The 21938-nt window shown below is 68.3% G+C and carries 22 protein-coding genes; 12 read left to right on the top strand and 10 right to left on the bottom strand.

What is annotated here, in order from left to right:
* Position 1 precedes the first annotated feature (1 nt).
* The 6 genes from G3T36_RS03475 to G3T36_RS03450 all read left to right on the top strand — a co-directional run bounded on the left by G3T36_RS03475 (position 2) and on the right by G3T36_RS03450 (position 6270).
* Positions 2 to 682, top strand: coding sequence for a nucleotide exchange factor GrpE (locus G3T36_RS03475; protein WP_163288006.1), 681 nt, complete (start codon positions 2 to 4; stop codon positions 680 to 682).
* Positions 683 to 830: 148 nt separating this feature from the next.
* Positions 831 to 1814, top strand: a complete 984-nt coding sequence (locus tag G3T36_RS03470) for a DnaJ C-terminal domain-containing protein (protein WP_163288005.1) — start codon at positions 831 to 833, stop codon at positions 1812 to 1814.
* 10 nt (positions 1815 to 1824) lie between these two features.
* Positions 1825 to 2241, top strand: a complete 417-nt coding sequence (locus tag G3T36_RS03465; protein ID WP_163289050.1) for a heat shock protein transcriptional repressor HspR — start codon at positions 1825 to 1827, stop codon at positions 2239 to 2241.
* 179 nt (positions 2242 to 2420) lie between these two features.
* Complete coding sequence (gene tdh / locus G3T36_RS03460; RefSeq protein ID WP_163288004.1) at positions 2421 to 3464, top strand: L-threonine 3-dehydrogenase; 1044 nt, start codon at positions 2421 to 2423, stop codon at positions 3462 to 3464.
* Positions 3464 to 4669: a glycine C-acetyltransferase gene (locus G3T36_RS03455; protein ID WP_163288003.1), complete on the top strand. Its 1206-nt coding sequence runs from the start codon at positions 3464 to 3466 to the stop codon at positions 4667 to 4669. The genes tdh and G3T36_RS03455 overlap by 1 nt, the downstream gene beginning before the upstream one ends.
* Before the next feature lie 383 nt (positions 4670 to 5052).
* Positions 5053 to 6270 (top strand): class I SAM-dependent methyltransferase, encoded by a 1218-nt coding sequence (locus G3T36_RS03450; protein ID WP_338031441.1) that lies wholly within the window; start codon positions 5053 to 5055, stop codon positions 6268 to 6270.
* Between the two features lie 105 nt (positions 6271 to 6375).
* Here the strand turns inward: G3T36_RS03450 and G3T36_RS03445 are convergent, their stop codons facing one another.
* Positions 6376 to 7860 (bottom strand): carboxylesterase/lipase family protein, encoded by a 1485-nt coding sequence (locus G3T36_RS03445; protein WP_163288001.1) that lies wholly within the window; start codon positions 7858 to 7860, stop codon positions 6376 to 6378.
* A gap of 108 nt (positions 7861 to 7968) precedes the next feature.
* Here G3T36_RS03445 and G3T36_RS03440 point away from each other — a divergent pair, with 108 nt between their 5' ends.
* The 3 genes from G3T36_RS03440 (at position 7969) to G3T36_RS03430 (ending at position 11647) form a co-directional block, all read left to right on the top strand.
* A complete protein-coding gene (locus tag G3T36_RS03440; RefSeq protein WP_163288000.1) occupies positions 7969 to 8232 on the top strand; it encodes a nuclear transport factor 2 family protein in 264 nt (87 codons plus the stop codon).
* 85 nt (positions 8233 to 8317) lie between these two features.
* Entirely contained in the window at positions 8318 to 10531 is a 2214-nt protein-coding gene (locus tag G3T36_RS03435; protein ID WP_163287999.1) for an ATP-dependent Clp protease ATP-binding subunit, read from the top strand.
* A 66-nt stretch (positions 10532 to 10597) separates the two neighbouring features.
* Positions 10598 to 11647 (top strand): zinc-dependent alcohol dehydrogenase family protein, encoded by a 1050-nt coding sequence (locus G3T36_RS03430; RefSeq protein WP_163287998.1) that lies wholly within the window; start codon positions 10598 to 10600, stop codon positions 11645 to 11647.
* 115 nt (positions 11648 to 11762) lie between these two features.
* On the opposite strand, the gene G3T36_RS03425 is transcribed toward G3T36_RS03430, so the two are convergent.
* The 7 genes from G3T36_RS03425 to G3T36_RS03395 form a co-directional block, all read right to left on the bottom strand.
* Complete coding sequence (locus tag G3T36_RS03425) at positions 11763 to 12353, bottom strand: nitroreductase family protein (RefSeq protein ID WP_163287997.1); 591 nt, start codon at positions 12351 to 12353, stop codon at positions 11763 to 11765.
* A gap of 117 nt (positions 12354 to 12470) precedes the next feature.
* Positions 12471 to 12875: a hypothetical protein gene (locus tag G3T36_RS03420; RefSeq protein ID WP_163287996.1), complete on the bottom strand. Its 405-nt coding sequence runs from the start codon at positions 12873 to 12875 to the stop codon at positions 12471 to 12473.
* Positions 12872 to 13384 carry a signal peptidase I gene (locus G3T36_RS03415; protein WP_163287995.1) on the bottom strand — a complete coding sequence of 171 codons (513 nt, stop codon included), beginning with the start codon at positions 13382 to 13384 and terminating at the stop codon, positions 12872 to 12874. The genes G3T36_RS03420 and G3T36_RS03415 overlap by 4 nt, the downstream gene beginning before the upstream one ends.
* Positions 13385 to 13493: 109 nt before the next feature.
* On the bottom strand, positions 13494 to 13931 hold the full coding sequence (locus G3T36_RS03410; protein ID WP_163287994.1) for a hypothetical protein: 438 nt from the start codon (positions 13929 to 13931) through the stop codon (positions 13494 to 13496).
* Between the two features lie 515 nt (positions 13932 to 14446).
* Positions 14447 to 15517 carry a beta-eliminating lyase-related protein gene (locus G3T36_RS03405; RefSeq protein ID WP_163287993.1) on the bottom strand — a complete coding sequence of 357 codons (1071 nt, stop codon included), beginning with the start codon at positions 15515 to 15517 and terminating at the stop codon, positions 14447 to 14449.
* Between the two features lie 27 nt (positions 15518 to 15544).
* Positions 15545 to 16219: an SDR family NAD(P)-dependent oxidoreductase gene (locus tag G3T36_RS03400; RefSeq protein ID WP_163287992.1), complete on the bottom strand. Its 675-nt coding sequence runs from the start codon at positions 16217 to 16219 to the stop codon at positions 15545 to 15547.
* A 10-nt stretch (positions 16220 to 16229) separates the two neighbouring features.
* Complete coding sequence (locus G3T36_RS03395) at positions 16230 to 17666, bottom strand: DUF6421 family protein (RefSeq protein WP_163287991.1); 1437 nt, start codon at positions 17664 to 17666, stop codon at positions 16230 to 16232.
* A gap of 185 nt (positions 17667 to 17851) precedes the next feature.
* Here G3T36_RS03395 and G3T36_RS03390 point away from each other — a divergent pair, with 185 nt between their 5' ends.
* The 3 genes from G3T36_RS03390 to G3T36_RS03380 all read left to right on the top strand — a co-directional run bounded on the left by G3T36_RS03390 (position 17852) and on the right by G3T36_RS03380 (position 20186).
* Positions 17852 to 18583 (top strand): DNA alkylation repair protein, encoded by a 732-nt coding sequence (locus tag G3T36_RS03390; RefSeq protein ID WP_163287990.1) that lies wholly within the window; start codon positions 17852 to 17854, stop codon positions 18581 to 18583.
* A gap of 119 nt (positions 18584 to 18702) precedes the next feature.
* Positions 18703 to 19599 carry an SDR family NAD(P)-dependent oxidoreductase gene (locus tag G3T36_RS03385; protein WP_163287989.1) on the top strand — a complete coding sequence of 299 codons (897 nt, stop codon included), beginning with the start codon at positions 18703 to 18705 and terminating at the stop codon, positions 19597 to 19599.
* Positions 19600 to 19628: 29 nt separating this feature from the next.
* Positions 19629 to 20186: a dihydrofolate reductase family protein gene (locus tag G3T36_RS03380; protein ID WP_163287988.1), complete on the top strand. Its 558-nt coding sequence runs from the start codon at positions 19629 to 19631 to the stop codon at positions 20184 to 20186.
* 16 nt (positions 20187 to 20202) lie between these two features.
* Here G3T36_RS03380 and G3T36_RS03375 read toward each other — a convergent pair whose 3' ends face one another.
* Together G3T36_RS03375 and G3T36_RS03370 are read right to left on the bottom strand one after the other, a co-directional pair.
* Positions 20203 to 21018, bottom strand: coding sequence for an alpha/beta fold hydrolase (locus G3T36_RS03375; protein ID WP_163287987.1), 816 nt, complete (start codon positions 21016 to 21018; stop codon positions 20203 to 20205).
* A gap of 31 nt (positions 21019 to 21049) precedes the next feature.
* Positions 21050 to 21895, bottom strand: a complete 846-nt coding sequence (locus tag G3T36_RS03370) for an exodeoxyribonuclease III (RefSeq protein WP_163287986.1) — start codon at positions 21893 to 21895, stop codon at positions 21050 to 21052.
* Positions 21896 to 21938 lie beyond the last annotated feature (43 nt).

Below are 21938 nucleotides of genomic sequence, written 5' to 3'. Positions count from 1 at the left end.
CATGCCTCACACGCCGAAAGGTCCCGAAGGGGACCAGCCCGACGAAAACGAGGAGCCGGTCATCCGCGACAAGCGGCGGATCGATCCCGAGACCGGAAAGGTTCGGCATCCGGAGGGAGGGTCGGAGGCTGAGTCCTCCGGCCCCGACCTGGCCCATGAAGAGCTGGTCGACGTCGGTCCGTCCGACACGGACGCCGACGAGCTCGGCAACTTCCTGTCGGATGAAGACCTCGACCTGCTGTCCGGGCAGTCCACGGCCGAACAACTGGCAGCCGAGCGGCTCGCCGATCTCCAGCGGGTGACCGCCGAGTACGCGAACTACCGCAAGCGCACCGAAGCCAACCGCGAGATCGAGCGCGAGCGCGCCGTCGGCGAGACCGTCAAAGGCCTGCTGCCGGTGCTCGACGACCTCGACCGGGCCGAGAAGCACGGCGACCTCGAGGAGGGCAGTGCGTTCACGACCATCGCGGCCAAACTCCGTACCTCGGTCGAGCGCCTCGGTCTGAAGCCCTTCGGTGCCGTCGGCGACCCGTTCGACCCGCAGATCCATGAGGCGATCTTCCAGCAGCCGAGCCCCGACGTCGAGACGGACACCGTCGCCGACGTGGTGGAGACCGGCTATGTGGTCGGCTCGACCCTGGTGCGGGTGGCGAAGGTCGTCGTGTCGGTTCCGCAGCACTAGCAGCATCCGCCTGCCCCATCCGCAGCGTGCTCCCTTTCGCAATTCGGGAGTATGCACGCGGATGGGGCAGACGTGACGCGATCGATTCGCGTCGCAGAAAAGACTTTCTTCGAATTGCGCACGGTTAGATAGAGGGAGAGGAGGCGCCATGGCAAGCCAGGACTGGTTCGACAAGGACTTCTACAAGGTCCTCGGTGTCTCCAAGGACGTCACCCCGGCAGAGCTCAAAAAGGTCTATCGCAAGCTCGCTCGCAAATATCATCCGGACTCGAACCCTGGCGACGCGGCCGCGGAAGCGAAGTTCAAGGAGATCAGCGAAGCGAACTCGGTGCTGAGCGATCCGGAGCAGCGCAAGGAGTACGACCAGATCCGCGCCATGGGTTCCGGCGCCCGGTTCACCGCGCCGGGCTCGGCCGGGCAGGGCGGGTTCGACGACGTGTTCGGTGGGATGTTCGGGCAGGGCGGCCAACGCGGCTACACCTATCAGCAGGGCGGCCAGTTCGACGACATCTTCGGGAGCATGTTCGGCGACGGCCGGTTCGGCTCGACGAGCGGGGGATTCCGCGGCTACGGCGGTCCGACCCGCGGCCGCGATGTGACCGCCACCACGACCATCGAATTCATCACCGCCACGCGCGGTGAGACGATCACCTTGCAGGCCGCCGACGGCAAGCCGATCAAGGTGAAGATTCCGGCCGGCGTGGCCGACGGCCAGAAGATCAAGCTGCGCGGCAAAGGCCAGCCCAGCCCTGACGGCGGCGAGTCGGGCGACATCGTGCTCACGGTGTCCGTGCGCAAGCACCCCGTGTTCGAGCGCGAAGGCCTCAACCTGCGGGTGACCGTGCCGGTGACGTTCGCGGAGGCGGCGCTCGGCGCGACCATCGAAGTGCCGACGCTCGGCGGCGACCCGGTCAAGCTGCGTGTGGCCCCCGGCACCCCGAGCGGTCGCGTGCTGCGGGTCAAGGGTCGCGGCGTGCAGACCCCGAAGGGCACCGGCGACCTGCTGGCCGTCGTTCAGATCGCCGTACCGTCGCACCTGTCGGCCGACGCCGAGGAGGCGCTACGCGGTTTCGTCGAGAAGCTGCCGGATGAGAACCCGCGCGACGACCTGCTCGCGAGGTCGCGAGGCTGACATGGCCGACATCGACGAGCACACCCAGGTCTTCGTCATCTCGGTCGCAGCCGAACTCGCCGGGATGCACCCCCAGACGCTGCGGCAGTACGACCGTCTCGGGCTGGTGAGTCCGTCGCGCACGCCCGGCAAATCCCGTCGGTATTCGATGCGCGATGTGGCGAAGCTGCAGGAGATCTCGCGACTCGGAGCCGAAGGGGTGAGCCTGGAGGGCATCCGGCGCATCCTCGAACTCGAAGACCAGGTGGGTGCGCTCACGGGGCGCATCCGCGAGCTCGAGTCCGCCCTGTCGGATGAGCTGCTCAACCGGCCGGGTCGCCGCGTGTTCGCCGCCGGCTCGGCAGGCGAGGTCATCTCGCTGCGTGCCGGCACGCGTGTGCGCCGCAGCAACCAGATCGTCGTCTGGCGTCCGCTCGACCGCGACTGAGCTGCGCGCACGCGCGGTTTGTCAAAAATGCCTAGTCGCTCGGCGCGACACCCGCCGCTTTCGACAAACAGTGGGGCCCGTAACAGGTCGGCGACCATCAGCGACTCGTCGTAGAGTGAAGCGGGCTTCACAAGAGCCCGGATGCACGACACTTCACACGACGAAGCAAGAAGGTGGCGATGAAGGCCCTTTACAAAGCTGAGGCTGCAGCAGGCCTCGAACTGATCGACGTTCCCGAACCCGAGACGGGACCGGAGGACGTCAAGATCCGGGTGCTGCGCACCGGCATCTGCGGAACCGACCTGCACATCCTCCGCTGGGACGACTGGGCGGCCTCCGCTGTCGCGGCCCCGCTCATCCCCGGCCACGAATTCTTCGGCGAAGTCGTCGAAGTCGGACCCCTCGTGCATGACGTCGCCGTGGGCGACAAGGTCTCCGGCGAAGGCCACATCGTGTGCGGCACCTGCCGCAACTGCCGTGCAGGACGCCGGCAGATGTGCATCCGCACCCAGGGTCTCGGCGTGCAGCGCAACGGTGCGTTCGCCGAATACCTGACCCTGCCCGCCACCAACGCCTGGGTGCACCACAGCGCGATCGAGCCCGACGTCGGCGCGCTCTTCGACCCGCTCGGCAACGCCGTGCACACCGCCCTCGCGTTCCCGGTCGTCGGTGAGGATGTGCTGGTCGCCGGCTGCGGCCCGATCGGCCTGATGGCCATCGCCGTCGCCCGCCACGTCGGCGCTCGCTTCATCGTCGGCACCGACATCAGCCCTGACCGTCTCGCGCTCGCCGAAGGCATGGGCGCCGATTTCACCGTGGATGTGCGCTCCGCGTCGATCCGGGATGCGCAGATCGCGCTCGGCATGCGCGAAGGCTTCGACGTCGGCTTCGAGATGAGTGGTGCTCCGACGGCACTGCCGCAGATGATCGAAAACATGAACCATGGCGGACGCATCGCCATGCTCGGCCTGCCGTCCACCCAGATCGCCGTCGACTGGGGGATCGTCGTCACCCACATGCTCACCCTCAAAGGCATCTACGGTCGCGAGATGTTCGAGACGTGGAACGCGATGGGCGCCATGCTGCAGACCAGCGAGACGCTGCGCAACGCCATCGCATCCATCGTCTCCGACCGGTTCCCGGCGAGCCGCTGGGAGGACGGATTCGCGGCCGCGGCGTCGGCGCACGGCGGCAAAGTCATCCTGGATTGGACGGAACTCTGATGTACGGAACGTTTCGGGAGCACGTGGCGGGGCAGCTCGCCGAGATCGAGGCGGCGGGGCTCACGAAACGTGAGCGCAGCATCCACGGGCCGCAGCAGGCGCTGATCGTGGCCGACGGCGCGGAGGTCCTCAACTTCTGCGCCAACAACTACCTCGGGCTCGCGGACCATCCCGCGCTCCGCGACGCCGCCAAGAAAGCCCTCGACGACTGGGGTTACGGGCTTGCGAGCGTGCGCTTCATCTGCGGAACCCAGGAACAGCACCTCCAGCTGGAGCGCCGGGTCTCGCACTTCCTCGGCACGGAGGCGACCATCCTGTTCTCGTCGTGCTTCGACGCCAACGGCGGTGTGTTCGAGACGCTGTTCTCGGCGGAGGACGCGATCATCAGCGACGAACTCAACCACGCGTCGATCATCGACGGGATCCGCCTGTCGAAGGCGCGGCGCCTGCGCTACCGCAACCGCGATATGGCCGACCTGCGTGCGCAGCTCGAAGCGGCGGCGGATGCACGCCACACGGTCATCGTGACCGACGGCGTCTTCTCCATGGACGGCTACATCGCCCCCCTCGCGGAGATCTGCGACCTGGCCGACGAGTTCGGCGCGCTCGTCTTCGTCGACGACTCGCACGCGGTCGGGTTCGTTGGTGCGCACGGGCGCGGGACCCCGGAGTTCTCCGGGGTCGCCGACCGGGTCGACATCTACACGGGAACGTTCGGCAAGGCGCTCGGCGGCGCATCCGGCGGGTACGTGTCGTCGCGCCAGGAGATCGTGGACCTGCTGCGGCAGCGGGCGCGGCCCTACCTGTTCTCGAACACGCTCGCGCCGTCGATCGTCGCCGGGACGCTCGCGGCCCTCGACCTGCTCGAGCAGTCCGACGGGCTGCGCGAGACGTTGCGCGCGAACGCGGCCCTGTTCCGCTCGCTGATGTCTGACGCGGGTTTCGAGCTGCTGCCGGGCGAGCATCCGATCGTTCCCGTCATGTTCGGGGATGCGGCGCTCACCGCACGCATCGCGGATGAGATGCAGAAGCGCGGCGTGTATGTGACGGCGTTCTCGTTCCCGGTGGTGCCGCGGGGGCTGGCGCGCATCCGCGTGCAGTTGTCGGCGGCGCACACGGAGGACGAGATCCGCCGCTGCGTGGATGCGTTCGTCGGCGCGCGCGAGGCCGTCGCCGCGGAGGTCGGCGTCGCCGCGCGCGATTAGGTGCCACGAATTACGCATCCGAGTCCGCACGAAGCGGAATTCGCGGTACCTAATCCCGGCGTAGGGCCGACGGCGCGGTCGACTCCCGGCGGATGACCGCCGGTTCGGGCGCGCGCACACGGTCGACGCGCGTTCCGGACCGCATCTGTGCGAACGCGTCATGGCCTGGCGCACCGAGCCGGGAACGTATCGTGTGCACGTCGGGTCCTCCGCCGCCGCGCTGGTGTCGTCCGTCGACGTCGAGATCTGACGCGGGCGGCGGCAGTCTGACCGCCACGTCGGGACGTCCCCGCCCTCTCGAGGTGGCGGGGACGTCCCGGACGGGCGGGCACCGGTGTCCGCGTCAGGTGCCGCGACCTACGGGACGTGGTAGGAAAGAGGGCGTGGCCGATCCCGGAGACTTCTCGTTCGAGCGGCTGCGCCGGCGCCCCGACGTCGAAGCCCCGAACCTGTTCGCCGTGGATGCCGCCGACCGCCTGCTCCTCGACACGGCGGCGGATGCGCTGACCTCGGCCGCCCCCGGCGAGGTCGTCGTCATCGGCGACAACTACGGCGGGCTCACTCTCGGTGCTGCGGCCCTGTACGGGGTGCGCGGCATGCGGGTGCACCAGGATCCGGTGACCGCCGAGCGCGCCCTGGCCGCCAACGCGGCCGGCTCCGGGCTGGCGGATGCGTTCGAGTCGTTCGACCTCGTCCCTGGGCTGGTCGACGGAGCGAACGTCGTGCTCCTGCGGCTGCCGAGAAGCCTGGATGCGCTCGCCGAGGTCGCCCAGCTCGTCGCGGCCCACGCATCCGCCGACGTGACCGTGTACGCAGGCGGCATGGTGAAGCACCTGACACGGGCGATGAACGACGTGCTTCTCGCGTCATTCGCCTCGGTTCGCGCGGGGCTCGCCCGGCAGAAGGCGCGGGTCCTCACCGTTGAGGGGGCTGCGCCGGAGGGGCGGCTCGGGTTGCCCGGCGACGAGGCCCCGGCCGATCCCGCTGCGCCGGAGGGGCGGTTCGGGCGGCAGTCCGAGTGGCCGCGTAGGGAGTACCACGCAGACCTCGGGCTCTGGGTGTGCGCGCACGGCGCCGCATTCGCCGGCACCTCCATCGACATCGGCACGCGCTTTCTCCTCACCGTGCTCGCCGCGGCGCGACCGGATGCGCGGACCGCCATCGACCTCGGCTGCGGCACCGGGGTGATCGCCGCCTCGCTCGCCCGCGCTCGGCCGGGCATCCACGTGATCGCCACCGACCAGTCCGCTGCCGCCGTCGCATCCGCCCGCGAGACCATGCTCGCGAACGGCGTCGCCGACCGGGTCGACGTCGTGCGCGACGATGCACTGTCGGCCCAGCCGGCTTCGAGCGCCGAGCTGATCGTGGTGAATCCGCCGTTCCACATCGGCGCGGCGGTGCACGCGGGCGCCGCCCTCAAGCTGTTCGACGATGCGGCGCGCGTGCTCGAGCCGGGCGGCGAGCTCTGGGCCGTGTGGAACTCGCATCTCGGCTACCGCACGCCGCTCGAACGGATCGTCGGCCCCACGACCCAGGTCGCCCGCAACGCGAAGTTCACCGTGACCCGCTCCGTCCGCAGGAACGAGTCGAGTGGTCGGTAACTCCCCTTTCGGGACGGTTTTCGGGGGAGTTGGTGACGACTCGCGGGCAGCCGGCAGCGCGCGGCCGGCAGCGGGCGGCCGCGGGCAGCCGTGCGGACGCACGCCTCAGGCGATGAGTGCGGCGACCTCGGCGTAGCCGTCGCGGACGACAGTGGGGGCAGCGTCGTAGACCTGGGTCTCGCCGTCCGGCGCGAACCGCGGCCAGCCGGGGTCGCCGTCGCGCGCGAAACTCACGGCACCCCTATGTACCGCGTCGGCAAGGGACTGCGGCGGGTGGTCGCCGGCGATCGCATCCACGGCCACGGCATCGAGGCAGTCGAAGAAGAAGGGCACGTCGACGCAGTGGACGGCGATGCCGAATTTCGGCGAGGGCCAGGAGAACCGGTACGCCCAGGTCGGAGCGCTGCCCCGGGCGCGGACGATGCGGAGCGCCAGCGAACGGAACATCCGGTCGGTGAGATACCGGCCGACGATCGCAGCCGTTCCGCGTCGGGCGACAGCACGATTCGCGCTGACATATGCGGATCGGGCCCCGCCCGTCAGGCCGACCTTCCCGAGCAGGTAGCGCGCCGGCACCCAGCGGAGCTTGTCTTTCGAGTCGCTGAGGATCATCGAGAATTCGTCGTCGGTCGCCCCGAGGACGAGCGGCTTGTCGGCGCCGATGCCCGCCTGGATCGCGGCGACCGTCGGCTTCGGTACGAGTTCGCCGTCGATGACAGGGCCGATCGTCAGGCCGCCGTCGATGAACGTGCGCAGGCCGTCGAGGGGATTGCCGCCCGCAGCGGGCGCCGTCAGCTGCTTCTGAAGTTCGAGCACCCGTTCCTCGCTCAACGAGGAGAGCCCGGCGCGATCGGGTGTCACACCGCCGGCTTCGGCAAGGCGTCGCCCGAATGTCTCCGCCTCGGCTGAGGACACGTCGGCCGCTGCGCCCGAGATGCAGTAGACCCTGCTGAAGAGCGACTGGGCGGTGGGCATCCCGAGAAGCGTGAGCACCGCGCCCCCGCCGGCCGACTGGCCCGCGATGGTGACGCGCGCCGGGTCGCCCCCGAAGGCCGCGATGTTGTCGCGAACCCATTCGAGTGCGAGCAGCCAGTCGAGCACGCCGCGGTTCATCGGGGCGTCCTCGATCCATCCGAAACCGTCGAAGCCGAGCCGGTAGGAGATCGAGACGGTGACGATTCCGTCGCGGTTGAACGCGGCGCCGTCGTACCAGGGACTGGCGGGGGACCCGGCGAAGTAACCGCCGCCGTGGATGTACACCAGCACCGGAAGGGCGGCAGAACTCGCCGGGGCCGGAGTGAAGACGTTGACGTTGAGCGTCGAATCGCCGGGGATGCTCGGCTCGGGGATCAGGGTGACCCCGGGGTCTCCCCGCTGCGCCGTCGGTGCGTAGTCGAGCGCGTCGCGCACGCCCTCCCACGGACGTTTGGGCACCGGCGCCGCGAAGCGGAGTTCGCCGACGGGCGCCTCAGCGAACGGGATGCCGAGGAAGGCCGCCGACCCACCCCCTTCACCCGGCGTGCCGCGCCACGCACCCCGCACACGACCGGCCGTGGTCTCGACTTCGACATATGTTCCGCTGCTCGCCATCGCAAAAACCTACCATCACTCGGTGTTCTCCTCCCAGTCTGACAGACCCACCCGCGGCAGGGAACTGCGAGGGTTGTGCGGGCGCGCGGGCTGGGGCAGTCTGACGGGATGGATGAGGTGGAGCGCCGCGTCGTCGACCACTTCCGCGACGCGATGGCCGCAGGCGACGCGGAGGCCGTGCGCCTGGCGCTGCATCCCTATCTCCACTGGACCGAGCCCTCGGGGTCGGTGGTCCGTGGGAGGGTGAACGTACTGGCCGCGTTGTCGACCGGTGGGGTTCCCGCTCTGCCGGGGTCGGTCGAACTCCGCGACGGTCAGATCTACCGCTGGGTCTGTGAATCGGTGGGGGAAGAGGAACCGCTGGCGGAATAGCGCACCCATTGCTAAAGTTGAGCCTACTAGACTCAACTTTACCCGTCTCCCGAACCCGGCCGGGACAGCAGCTGAAAGGACCCAGATGGCGAACATGCAGGGCGCCCCTGCGTCGACCGACGAGCAGAAGACCGCACTCCAGCAGTACGGGATCAACCTCACCGAGATCGCCAAGAGCGGCAAACTCGACCCGGTCATCGGGCGCGACGCCGAGATCCGCCGCGTCAGCCAGGTGCTCACCCGGCGCACGAAGAACAACCCGGTGCTGATCGGCGAACCCGGCGTCGGAAAGACCGCTGTCGTCGAAGGGCTCGCACAGCGCATCGTCGCCGGCGACGTGGCCGACTCGCTCAAGGGCAAGCAGCTCGTCGCGCTCGACCTGTCCGCCCTCGTCGCCGGCGCCATGTACCGCGGCCAGTTCGAGGAGCGTCTCAAGGCCGTCCTCAAAGAGATCAACGACGCCGAAGGCAAGATCATCACCTTCGTGGATGAGCTGCACATCCTCATGGGCGCGGGCGGCGGCGAGGGGTCGGTCGCCGCATCCAACATGCTCAAGCCCATGCTCGCCCGCGGCGAGCTGCGGCTGATCGGGGCGACCACGCTCAACGAGTACCGCGAGTTCATCGAGAAGGATGCGGCCCTCGAGCGACGCTTCCAGCAGGTGTACGTCGGCGAGCCCAGTGTCGAAGACACGGTCGCCATCCTCCGCGGGCTCAAAGGGCGGTACGAAGCGCACCACGGCGTGACGATCGAGGACTCGGCGCTCGTCGCGGCCGCGTCCCTCTCCAACCGCTACATCACCGCGCGCCAGCTGCCGGACAAGGCGATCGACCTCATCGACGAAGCCGCCAGCCGTCTCAAGATGGAGATCGACTCGGCGCCGGTCGAGATCGACACCCTCCAGCGCGTGGTCGAGCGCATGAAGCTCGAAGAGTTCGCGCTGAAGAAGGAGAAGGACGACGCGAGCAAGGAGCGGCTCGCCCGGCTGCGCGAACGCCTGGCCGAGAGCGAGAGCGAACTCGCTGAGCTGCAGGAACGCTGGCGACTCGAGAAGGCATCCCTCAACCGGGTCGGCGAGCTCCGCTCTCAGCTCGAGGAGGCGAAGACGAAGCGCGATCTCGCCCTGCGCGACGGTCGCTATCAGGAGGCCTCGAAGATCGAATACGAGACGATCCCCTCGATCGAGCGTGAACTCACGGCGGCCGAGCAGGCGGAAGAGCATCCTGACAGGCCCCGCATGGTGAACGAGCAGGTGACCAGCGAAGACATCGCCGCCGTCGTCGCGGCGTGGACGGGCATCCCCGTCGACCGGCTCACCCAGGGTGAGACCGAGAAGCTTCTGCAGCTCGAATCCGAGCTCGGCAAACGGCTGATCGGGCAGAAGCCCGCGGTCAAGGCGGTGGCGGATGCGGTGCGCCGCACGCGCGCGGGCATCTCCGATCCCGACCGGCCCACCGGGTCTTTCCTGTTCCTGGGGCCGACCGGCGTCGGCAAGACCGAGCTGGCGAAGGCGCTCGCCGCCTTCCTCTTCGATGACGAGAAGGCGATGGTGCGCATCGACATGAGCGAGTACGGGGAGAAGTTCTCCGTCTCGCGCCTCGTCGGAGCGCCCCCCGGCTATGTCGGCTACGAGCAAGGCGGCCAACTCACCGAGGCGGTGCGCAGGCGCCCGTACTCGGTGATCCTGCTCGACGAGGTGGAGAAGGCGCATCCCGAGGTCTTCGACGTGCTGCTGCAGGTGCTCGACGACGGCCGGCTCACCGACGGTCAGGGGCGCACGGTGGACTTCCGCAATGCCATCCTCATTCTGACGTCGAACCTGGGCAGCCAGTTCCTCGTCGACCCGACCCTCACCGAGACGGAGAAGCGCGAGGCGGTGCTGCAGATGGTTCGGCAGTCGTTCAAGCCGGAGTTCGTGAACCGCCTCGACGACATCGTGGTGTTCTCGACGCTCAACCAGGAGGAGCTCGGCGAGATCGTCGAGCTGAACGTCGACCGCCTGACGCGGCGCCTGCAGGATCGCCGCCTCGAACTGGCTGTCACACCGGATGCGCGCCGCTGGCTCGCCGAACGCGGCTACGACCCGATCTACGGTGCGAGACCGTTGCGCAGGCTGATGCAGCAGGAGATCGACGACCGGCTCGCGACCGAACTCCTGAAGGGCGAGGTGCGCGACGGCGACACGGTGCTCGTCGACGTTGCTCCCGAGGGCGACCGCCTGACGGTCGGGCCGACGGTGCCCGACGCCACCGTCCCTGCCGGCTACGGCGACGAGGACCTCGAGGGCGACGACCTCTAGCGCGGGGTCGCCCGCCGGCCGCCGGCGGCGGCGGCGGCCGGCGGCCGGCGCGCGTAGGCTCGAGTCATGCATGCAACGGTGATTCACGGCGCTCGGGACATCCGCTACGAAGAGGTTCCCGATCCGGTCCTGTCCACAGGGGGTGACGCCATCGTCCGCGTGGTCGCAGCCTGCGTCTGCGGGTCTGACCTGTGGCCCTACCGCGGGGTCACGCCGACCCACGAGCCGCATCGCATCGGCCACGAGTTCGTCGGCGTCGTCGAGGAGGTCGGGCCGAAGGTGACCAGGGTCGCCGTCGGCGACTTCGTCATCGCCCCCTTCTACGATTGCGACAACACCTGCATCAACTGCCGCAACGGTGTGAGCACGTCATGCCAGCACGGCGGTTGGTGGGGCAGCGAGGACGAGTTCGGCGCCTTCGCCGACGGCGGCCAGGGCGAGAAGGTCAGGGTTCCGCACGCCGACGGATCGCTCGTCGCGACGCCCGGATACCCGGCCGAGGAGCTCATCCCGAGCCTCCTGTCCCTCGCCGACGTCATGGGCACAGGCCATCATGCCGCCGTGTCCGCCGGGGTGAGCCAGGGCAGCACGGTCGTGGTCGTCGGCGACGGGGCGGTCGGGCTGTGCGCGGTGCTCGCGTCGAAGCGGCTCGGTGCATCCCGGATCATCGCGATGTCGCGCCACGAAGCGCGGCAGGAGCTCGCGCGCGCGTTCGGCGCGACGGACATCGTCGAGGAACGGGGCGACGACGGTGTGGCACGGGTCAAGGCGATGCTCGACGACATCGGGGCCGATTGCGTGCTCGAGTGCGTCGGGACGAAGGAGTCGATGGACCAGGCGATCCGTTCAGCACGTCCGGGCGGCATGGTCGGCTATGTCGGCGCTCCCAACGGCGGCCCGGAGCTTCCAGTGCGCCGCCTGTTCAACACGAACGTCGGCGTCAACGGCGGCGTAGCTCCCGTGCGCGGTTACGTCGAGGAGCTGCTGGCGGATGTACTGGCCGGCGCGATCGACCCGGGTCGCGTCTTCGACCTGGAGCTTCCGCTCTCCGACGTCGCCGAGGCCTACGCGGCCATGGACGAACGACGTGCCATCAAGGTGCTGCTGCGCCCCTGAGCTGCCACCCCCGAGTCGCCCACTACAGGAAAAGGCACCCCATTCGTGAAGAACGAGGTACCTTTTCCTGTGCTCGCCCCAGGGTTCGGGTCCGGGGAGCAAGCGTCGGGTGCTGCTAGGCGTTGACGAGGAGGATGTCGTCGAGGGCGGCGCGGCTCCGCGGTGCGATCTCGCGCTCGCGGAGAGCCTCAGGAAGCGCTTCCGGCTCACCGACGACGCCGAGCGCAGTCACCGAGATCGGGGTGAAGCGCCCGTCGATACCGAACGCCTCGCGAAGGCCGTCGGCGACGAAGCCGCCCATCTGGTGCGCATGCAGCCCGTCGTGGTGGGCCTGCACGGTCAGGTGCGCGACAGCCTGGCCCAGGTCGTACTTCGCCCAGGGACGCTCTTGGCCGTTCTCGTCGACCGTCTCGGCGAGGGCGACGATGAGCACACCGGCGGACCCGGCCCATGCCTGGTTGAAGCCCATGAGGTTCGCGGCGACAGCGTCGAACGCCTCGGTCCCACGGCGCGCGACGATGAAACGCCACGGCTGCGAGTTGTTGGCGGACGGCGACCAGCGCGCAGCTTCGAGCGCAGCCGTGAGCTTCAGCTCGTCGACAGGCGCGGTGGCGTCGTAGGAGCGCGGGCTCCAGCGGTCGGCCAGCACACCGAGGAGGGGTGCGCTCGTGTCAGCGGTACGCGTGGGAAGGTCTGCGATGGACAATGTGTCTCCAAATGGTCTGGACGGTCGGATGGCGCCATTGCCATCACCGTTCAACGCAGTGGGGTCCTGGTTATTCCATGCACACACATACACGGAGCGAAGCGCCGATCTGCGGTGTCAGCCGGCCCAGGTGGTGTTGATGCCGCTTCCGTCGATCGCCAGGGCGACCCCCTTGACCTGATTGAGGTGGATCGTCGTGTCGAGGGCGACCGTCGTCGTCGTACCCAGGTCCGTGGTGGTGGTCGTCGCGGTGCCTCGTACCGCCCCGACCGCGCCGTAGACCGTGAGCTGGAGCGCCAGGCCGCGACAGGCGGCCGGCACATTCGAGATCAGCACGGTCGAGGTGTTGTTGCCGGTCACGTTGATCGATGACACCGTCAAGGTCGATGCGGTGCAGGCAGAGGAGATCGTGTACGAACCGAGGGAGCCGGCCTGAACGGCGAGGGCGGATGCGCTGGACAGGGAGACGGCGACGATACCGGAGACGGCCGCCACGACAGCGAGCAGGCGGACGGCTTTCATGACACGACCACCTTCCTGTCTGCTTCGGCCTCTGTCGCCTGGTGGTCGTCGAAGGCTTCAGCGGTCGACGCGAGGGCTGCCGTTCGTCTCCCGAGGACGCGTTCGCGGGCCGGCCACACCAGCAGCGCGGCGGCCATGAGAAGCAGGGATGACCACACGAGCGGTGCCCGCAGCAGCGAGCCGACTGACGGGATCTTGAGAAGCGCGATGCCGAGGATGTCGTGGTCGGTCGGCTGCCACGGGTCTCTGAAGTCGTTGTTGTCACCTTGCATCACCCAGCCGCCGTTGCTGCCGGCGGCAATGATGCGATGGATGATCTGCGCGCGCTCGGCGATACCGGGGGGCTGGTAGATGACGATGTCGCCGACCGCAGGCGTTCCGCACCGCGCGACGACGAGGTCGCCGGTGTGGAATGTCGGCTCCATGGAGTGACCGGAGACGACGGTCATGGTGGTGCACCCGCCGAGGCTGGTAGGCCAGACGAGGATTGCGAGGATGACGACCAGCACGGATCCGAGACCGATCCGAACTGCCCGCCAAGCCCTCGTGTGTACTGTCGTGGATTCGGGTTCCATGACCGCACAGATGGCGGCGGCGCAGGGCCGCGCCGCCGACCACCTAGTTGTAGACGACCACCGAGGTGGCGACGACCGAGGTCGCGGGGATGGGAGTGCCGGCGGGAACGGAGAGGGAGACCGTGTACGGTCCCGATCCGGTCGTCGGTACGGTGCCGGTGAGCTCGATGAGCTGTGTGTTCGACGAGTTGGCGAGTGTCACCTTCAGCGACTGGCCCTGGCAGGCGGCAGCAATGGCGCCGAGGTTGACGCTGGCCACCGTGTAGCCGGCGGTGGGGGTCGCAGAGTAGACCGACGTGAAGTTCACCGTGATGGGTGTGGCGGCCGGCTGGCAGGCGGCGACGACGGTTGTTCCTGCGCCGATCGTTCCGCCTGAAAGGTTGAGGCTTGCAGCGCTCGAGACGGTGAGTCCGACGATGCCGGCGACCCCCAGGGCGACTGCGGCGGCTTTCAGGGTCGTGGATTTGCGGATTTTGGGCATGACGGTGTTCCTGTTCCATTCTGGGCTGCAATGGTCGGGTTGGAACGTGAGTCTCGGGGGTTCGGGTCCCCGGTCCACGTCTATTCGGGTTGAACGTGTGTGAAACTCGGATGCAGCAGTGCGAGCTTAGCCAGCAAATACGTCGTGTGGGTCAAAATGAGGACACGATGTGTACCCCAGTTGGAGTGGCATCGCCGCCCCTTTTCGGGGGGTACCATCCGCGCGATTTCTGGCCGCTGACCGGCTTTTTCATCGGCCTCGCCGCCGTTGGCCTTAAACAACGATGACGGGGTGTGCGGGTCCTAGGGTGACCCACACATCCCGTCATGCGTTTTCGGGGTATCGACCGTGGATTATTCGGGTTCCGCGGCGACTCTTGAAGTGTAGCGAAAAAGAGGACCCGTGTGGGCCAAAATGAGGACATGTTTTGTACCCCACTTGGAGTGTCAGTCTGACCCTCGCCTGGGGCACATTTCCGCTCTTTCGGCCGGATTCGAGCCGATCCGCGCAGGATCCTAGGCGTGGAGCTCGAACTTCAGCGCGGCGACGAAGGCGTCGATGTCGGCCTCGGTCGTGTCGAACGAGCACATCCACCGGACCTCGTTGCGCGCGGCGTCCCAGTCGTAGAAGCGGAAATGCCCTCGAAGACGATCCGCGACCCCCGCCGGCAGCGTCGCGAAGACCGCGTTGGCCTGCGTGAGCTGGCTGAAACCCACACCGCTGATCTCGCCGCTGGCGACACCCTCTTCGAGAGCCGTGCGGAGGCGAGCGGCCATGGCGTTGGCGTGCGACGCCGAGCGCAGCCACAGCTCGTCGGTCAGCAGCGCGATGAGCTGGGCGGAGATGAAGCGCATCTTCGAGGCCAGCTGCATGTTCAGTTTGCGCAGGTAGATGAGCCCGTCGGACGCCTCCGGGTTCAGCACGACGACGGCCTCGCCGTAGAGCATGCCGTTCTTCGTTCCGCCGAAGCCCAGCACGTCGACACCGGCGTCGCGGGTGAACGCCCGCAGCGGCACACCGAGCGTCGCCGCCGCGTTCGAGATACGCGCCCCGTCCATGTGCAGCTTCATGCCCAGACCGTGGACGTGATCGGCGATGGCCTTGACCTCGTCGACCGAGTACGCCGTGCCGAGCTCGGTGGTCTGCGTGATCGACACGACGAGCGGCTGGGCGCGGTGCTCGTCACCCCAGCCCCAGGCCTCGCGGTCGATCAGCTCGGGCGTCAGCTTGCCGTCGGGCGTCTCGACCGGGAGCAGCTTGATTCCGGCCACGCGCTCAGGGGCGCCGGCCTCGTCGGTGTTGATGTGAGCGGTCTTCGCACAGACGACGGCACCCCAGCGCGGAATCATCGACTGCAGGCTGACGACGTTCGACCCTGTGCCGTTGAAGACGGGGAACACCTCCACGCCGGCGCCGAAGTGCTCCGCGAACACCTCATGCAGTCGCGCCGTGTAGACGTCTTCGCCGTAGGCGATCTGGTGGCCCTCGTTGGCGGCGGCGATCGCGTCGAGGATTTCAGGATGCACGCCCGCATAGTTGTCGGATGCGAACCCGCGCAGGTTCAGGTCATGGAGTTGCAGAGTCACTCGTCTATCCTTGCGTAACTTGGGCGCTCACGCGGTCGCGGAGTCCAGGGCTGTGAGCAACTGCCGCTCGCCGTTGATTGTGGAGGGATCGGCATCCCACAACTCCACCACACGCTCCGCAAGCAGCCCCTCGAGCCCGGCGAGCGCCTTCACCACGAAGATCACCGCTGCAGCGTTCGGGGCTTCCTTCCTGAAGCCCTGGGCGACCGCTCGAGTCCACGCATCTCCCGCCGCCTTCGCCGCGGCATAGTTGGCGCCGCCGGCCTGCGGATGCTCGACAGCGGTCGCGGACACGATCGCCAGCCTCCCGGCCGGCGACGCCGCCAGGTCCTCGTAGAACACCCGGGTCGTGTTCCGCAGCGTCGTGAAGGCGCGTTCCAGGAATTCCCAGTCCTCGTCGGTCTGTCCCTCGATCCCGCCGCCTCCGCGCCAGCCGCCGACCAGGTGCACGAGGCCGTCGATCCGGCCGAACTTCACGTGGATGCGCATGGCGAGCTCCGCCACCGCCGACCGGTCGCCGAGATCGCAGACACGGGTGTCCACGCCGGGGACGGCCTGCGCCAGGCGCTCCAGTGCATCCTCACGCGTACCGACAGCCAGGACGAACGCCCCGGCGGCGACCAACGCTGATGCGACGGCTTCACCGCTCGCGCTGGTCGCCCCGGCGATGAGAACCGTGCGTCCGCGCACTCCCTCGGCCATAGGATCCACGTCAGTCGTCGCCGCGGATCCCGGCGGTCGACTCGATCACGCCGATCATCTTCTTGCTGAGCGCCTCGTAGAACATCGACAGCGGGAATTCGTCGTCCAGCACCTGGTCGGTGTAGCCCTTCGGAGGACCGGCGAGCACCTCGTCCGGGAGCCCTCGGGCCCAGTTCGATGCCGGGTTCGGCGTCACCGTCTCGGTGAGCATCTCGTATGCCGCGAGCCAGTGCGCCACCTTGGGGCGGTCGATCGAACGCCAGTACAACTCGTTGATCCGGTCGCTGAGCGCCACGACGACTTCAGGCACAGCCTCCCAGTCGATGGTGAGCTGGGTGTCCGTCCAGTGCAGCACATGGTGCTGGTGCATCCACGCGAACAGCAACTGGCCGCCGAGGCCGTCGTAGTTGCGCACCCGGCTGCCGGTGATGGCGAACCGGAAGATGCGGTCGAAGATGATCGCGTACTGCACGAGGTGAGCGTGGTCGCGCACCTGGCGCTGCGCATCCGTCAGCCCCCCATTCGGCAGGGCGGAGAGCTCGCGCTCCAGCTTCACCGACTCGCGGAAGGCCGTCAGGTCGCAGCGGAGCTCTTCGAGCGAGTACAGGAAGAAGGGCATGCGCTGCTTGATCATGAACGGGTCGAACGGCAGGTCGCCGCGCATGTGGCTGCGATCGTGGATGAGATCCCACATCACGAAGGTCTCCTCCGTGAGCGACTGGTCGTCGAGCATCCGCGCCGCATCGGCCGGAAGGTCGAGCTTCGTGATCTCGGCGGCAGCTCGCACCACGCGCCGGTAGCGGGCGGCCTCGCGGTCCTGGAAGATCGCGCCCCAGGTGAACGTCGGGATCTCGCGCATCGCGACGGTCTCCGGGAACAGGACCGCCGAGTTCGTGTCGTAGCCGGGGGTGAAGTCGACGAAGCGGATGGGGACGAACAGCTTGTTGCCGTAGTCGCCCGCCTCGAGCTCGGCGACGAACTCCGGCCAGATCACCTCGACGAGCACAGCCTCGACGAGGCGGTCGGTGCTTCCGTTCTGCGTGTACATGGGGAACACGACGAGGTGTCCGAGGCCGTCGATGCGGTGCTGCTGCGGCTGGAACGCGTTCAGCGAGTCCAGGAAGTCGGGCACTCCGAGGCCCTCATCCGACCAGCGACGGAAATCGGCGGTGAGTGCGTCGAGGTACGCGCTGTCGTGCGGGAAGAAGGGGGCGAGCTCGGCGATGGCGTCGACGATCTCGGCGATGTGGCCCTTCGCGGCGTGCTTGTCGCCGTCCTCCGGAACCGATCCGTCCTTGACCTGGAGCGGCTGGAGCGCGATCGCTGCCGCCTTCAGGCGGAGCCAGCCCGGATGCCCGACCAGGCCGCGAGCGCCACGGACGTCCTCGACGACCTCGGGCTCTCCGACAATTGCTTCCGCGTCGAACTGGGATACGGACTGTGACATGGCGAACCTCCCGTCGTGTGGTCGAGCCGCGGGCGCGGCACTGTGCTCGTCTCTCTGGCGGCGCGCGATGCACACCCTCTTCGAGCCTAGCCGCGCAGGTCGAGCGTTTTCTTGACGACCTTGGCGAAAAGTTGCGCCAGGACACGCTCGCACGCACGTTTCCGCCGCCAGCGTAGGCTCTCCGCATGGGAACAGCCGTTCAGGTCATGGATGCGCTCGCCGAGGTCGCCGACCCCGACGACGCCGTGTTCCTGCAGCGGTTCTTCAAGACGGGGCCGGGCCAGTACGGCGAAGGCGACGTCTTCATCGGTGTGCGCGTCCCGGCGACCAGGGCCGTCGCCAAGCGTTTCGCCGAGCTGCCCCTCGAGGAGATCGGAGTGCTGCTCGACAGCGGCGTCCACGAGCATCGGCTGGCCGGCCTGGTCATCCTGAACAGGCTCTTCGAGCGCGCGAGCCGCCCGAAGGCGCGCGATGACGCCCAGCGCGAGCGCCTCGCCGACTTCTATCTCGCCGGGGTGCGCCGCGGACGGGTCAACAACTGGGACCTCGTCGACGGCTCGGCCGAGTTCGTGCTCGGCGAGTACCTCGTCGACCGGCCGCGCGACCTGCTGTTCGAGCTGGCTGGGAGCGACGTCCTGTGGGAGCGGAGGGTGGCCGTGCTGTCGACCTTCGCGTTCATCAAGCGCGGTGACGCATCCACCACCCTCGCGCTCGCAGAGCGCCTCCTCGACGATCGGGAAGACCTCATGCAGAAAGCAGTCGGCTGGATGCTGCGCGAAGTCGGCAAGCGCGTCGACCAGGTCGAGCTGCTCTCATTCCTCGACGCGCACGCGCCGGCCATGCCGCGCACCATGCTCAGCTATGCGACGGAGCACCTCGCACCCGCCCAGCGCGCCGCCTACCGCGCCGCGCGCTGACGCGTGCCTCACGCGCCTTCCCCGGCACCCGCCCCCTCCGAGTCGGCGCCAACTCCCCTTCCCAACCCCGGATGAGGGGAGTTTCCGCCGAGTCGACCGCGGGCGGCCACAATGGAGGGATGACCAGAACCGTGCGGGGCGCCCGAATCCTCATCACCGGCGCGGCGTCCGGCATGGGCAGGCTGTACGCCGAGCGTGCCGTGCGCGAGGGCGCACGCGCCGTCGTGCTGTGGGACAAGGATGCCGAAGCCCTCGATCGCGTCGCCATCGAGTTGCGCGCCATCGTCATCGCCGACCGTGACGAGGCGCCGTGGGGTGCGCCCGGTCGATCCCCGAGTTCGGCTGCGGGCCGGCCGGCCACCACCGTCCATCCGTTCGTCGTCGACGTCGGCGAGCTCGGAGCGATCGCCCAGACCGCGCAGGTGGTACGCAAAGAGGTCGGCACGATCGACGTGCTCATCAACAACGCGGGCATCGTTCGTGGCAAGTTCTTCTGGGAGCACGACAACGGCGACGACACCCGCCCGACCATGCAGGTCAACGCCCTCGCCCCGATGTACATCACCCGCGAGTTCCTGCCCGGGATGATCGAGAGCACCCGGGAAGCACGCATCGTCAACATCGCATCCGCTGCAGGTACGGTCGCGAACCCGCGCATGAGTGTCTACGCAGCGTCGAAATGGGCCGTGATCGGGTGGAGCGACTCGTTGCGGCTCGAACTGAGGCAGCAGGGCTTCGGTCACGTCAAGGTGACGACCGTCGCGCCCAGCTACATCTCGACCGGGATGTTCGAGGGCGCACGTGGGCCACTCATGACGCCGGTGATGGAACCCGCGTACGTGGTCGACCGGGTCTGGCGGGCGATGCTCGCCGGCAGGCCGATGCTGCTGCTTCCGTGGACGGTCGGGCTGGCCAAGGCCATGAAGGGGATCCTGCCGACGAAGGCGTGGGATGCCGTGGCAGACCGGGTCTTCGGCGTCTACACGACCATGGAGGGTTTCACCGGCCGCACGTAGGTTCGAGCGGTGCGAAGAAGGAGATGGCGATGGCGAAGGTGCTGTTCCACGCGACGATGTCGCTCGACGGTTTCATCACAGGCCCCCGCGGCGCCATGGACTGGGTCGGCCCGTTCGCCGGAACGCCGAACCCTTCGGTCGACGAGCTGATGCCGCGCATCGGTGCCCTGCTCATCGGTGGGAACACGTTCCGTGGCGGCGCGGCGGCGGATGCGCATCCCGCCGGCTCCCCGGAGGGAGCGCCCTACGGTGGCGCCTGGTCCGGCCCGATGTTCGTGCTCACCCGCGATCCTGACGAACCGGCACGCGAGGGTTACACCTTTCTCTCCGGCGAGCTGCAGGATGCGGTCGAGGTCGCGAGGGCGGCAGCCAATGGCGGGTACGTGGTCGTGCTCGGCGCGGCGACGGCACGTGCCTGCCTCGAGGCCGGCCTGCTCGACGAGGTGCTGCTGCACATCGCGCCCATCCTGCTGGGTGACGGGGTGCGGATGCTCGACCGGGACGGCGGACAGCCGGTGCACCTGGAATGGATGGAGCGCAGCACCGCCGGCGACATCGAGAACCTGTGGGCGCGGGTCATCCGCTGAGCGCATCCGGGCCTCGTCACAGGCCGTTGCGCTCCATCCAGCCGAGCAGGACGTCAGCGAACTCGTCGGGATGCTCGACGCTCGGGAGGTGCGCTGTGTCGCTGAAGATGTAACCGTCGGCGCCGGGGATCGCGTCGAGCAGGTAGGCCTGCTGCGCGAGCGCCTCCGACAGGTCGAACTCACCCACGGTCACCAGAGCCGGAATCTCGATGTCGACGATGCGATCGAACGCCGGCGGATCGAGCGGGATGGCGATCGGCGCCTCGCCCGCATGCTCGGCGTTGGGCCGGTTCAGTTCGTACGCGATCTCGACGAAGCGCGGGTCGAGGTCGTCGTTGCTGCGCGTCGGGCCGATCGTCCACAGTTCCACGGTGAGTCGACTGAGCAGGTGCCAGTCCTCCGCCTTGTACGCCTCGTCGCATCGATCGAACAGGGCGTCCTCGGTGTCGGTGAGCTCGATTTCGGGGAAACCGCTCGGGCCTGATCCGATCGTCACCAGCCCGATGACGCGTTCCGGGCTCTCGAGGGCGAGATCGATCGCAATGCGGCCTCCGCGCGAGCATCCGACCACGACCGCCTGGGTCACTCCGAGGTGGTCGAGCAGGTCGCGTGCGTCCTGGCGGTCCGAGAATTCGACGTTCTCGGTGGTCGTGCGGCCGAAGCCCCGCGTGTCGAACCGCACGACGAAGTGGTCGTCGGCCAGGCGCTCCACGAGCGGGTCCCACATGCGCAGTGTCGCGACCCCGGCGTGGATGAGGAGCACGGCCGGCGACGAGATGTGCCCGGCCGTCTCGTAGTACAGGGATGCGCCCGGGACTTCGAGTGTCGGCATACGTCGAGCCTAGCGAGCAGGGGTCGCGGCGTCAGCCGAAGATCATCGGGCGATCGTCGTCGTCTTCCTCCGGCTCGAGGTCGAGGTCGACGACAACCGGCACGTGGTCGCTCGGCGCCTGCCCCTTGCGTTCGTTGCGGTGGATGCTCGCCCCCGTGACGAGGTCGGCGAACGGCTTCGAACCCAGGATGAAGTCGATGCGCATCCCCTCGTTGCGCGGGAAGCGCAGCTGCTTGTAGTCCCAGTAGGTGAAGCCCTCGGGGACGAGCGGACGGACCACGTCGGTGAGGCCGATCGACTCGAACGTGCTGAACGCGCTGCGTTCGGGCGGCGAGATGTGGGTCGAGACGCCGGGGATGACGCTCGGGTCGCCGTTGTCGGAGTCGAGGGGGGCGATGTTCCAGTCGCCCATCAGCGCGAGAGGCTGGTCGGGTTTCTCGGCCAGCCAGCGCTGGGTGTCGGCTGCGAGGGTCGCCAGCCAGTCCAGCTTGTACTCGAAGTGCGGATCGCCGAGCGCGCGGCCGTTCGGCACGTACAGGCTCCAGAGGCGGATGCCCGCCACCGTCACACCCAGCGCGCGTGCCTCGCGCGGCAGGTCGGGGCCCTCTTCACCCTTCGAGAAACCGGGCATCTCGGGGAAGCCGATCTCGACATCCTCCATCGGGAGGCGGCTCGCGAAAGCGACCCCGTTCCACTGGTTGTGCCCTTCGATCACGAGTTCGTACCCGGCCTCCTCGAAGGCCTCGACGGGGAACTGCTCGGGCTTGCATTTGATCTCCTGCATCGCGAGGACGTCGACGTCCTCCCGCACAAGCCAGTCGACGGTGCGGACGAAACGAGCACGGATCGAGTTCACATTCCAGGTGGCGACGCGCATGACCCGATGCTATCGATTACCCCCGACCTCTAGAATCGTGGAC

It is taken from the genome of Leifsonia tongyongensis (assembly GCF_010686705.1).
Lineage (GTDB): Bacteria > Actinomycetota > Actinomycetes > Actinomycetales > Microbacteriaceae > Diaminobutyricibacter > Diaminobutyricibacter tongyongensis.
This window is presented reverse-complemented; position numbering and strand designations above follow the sequence as displayed.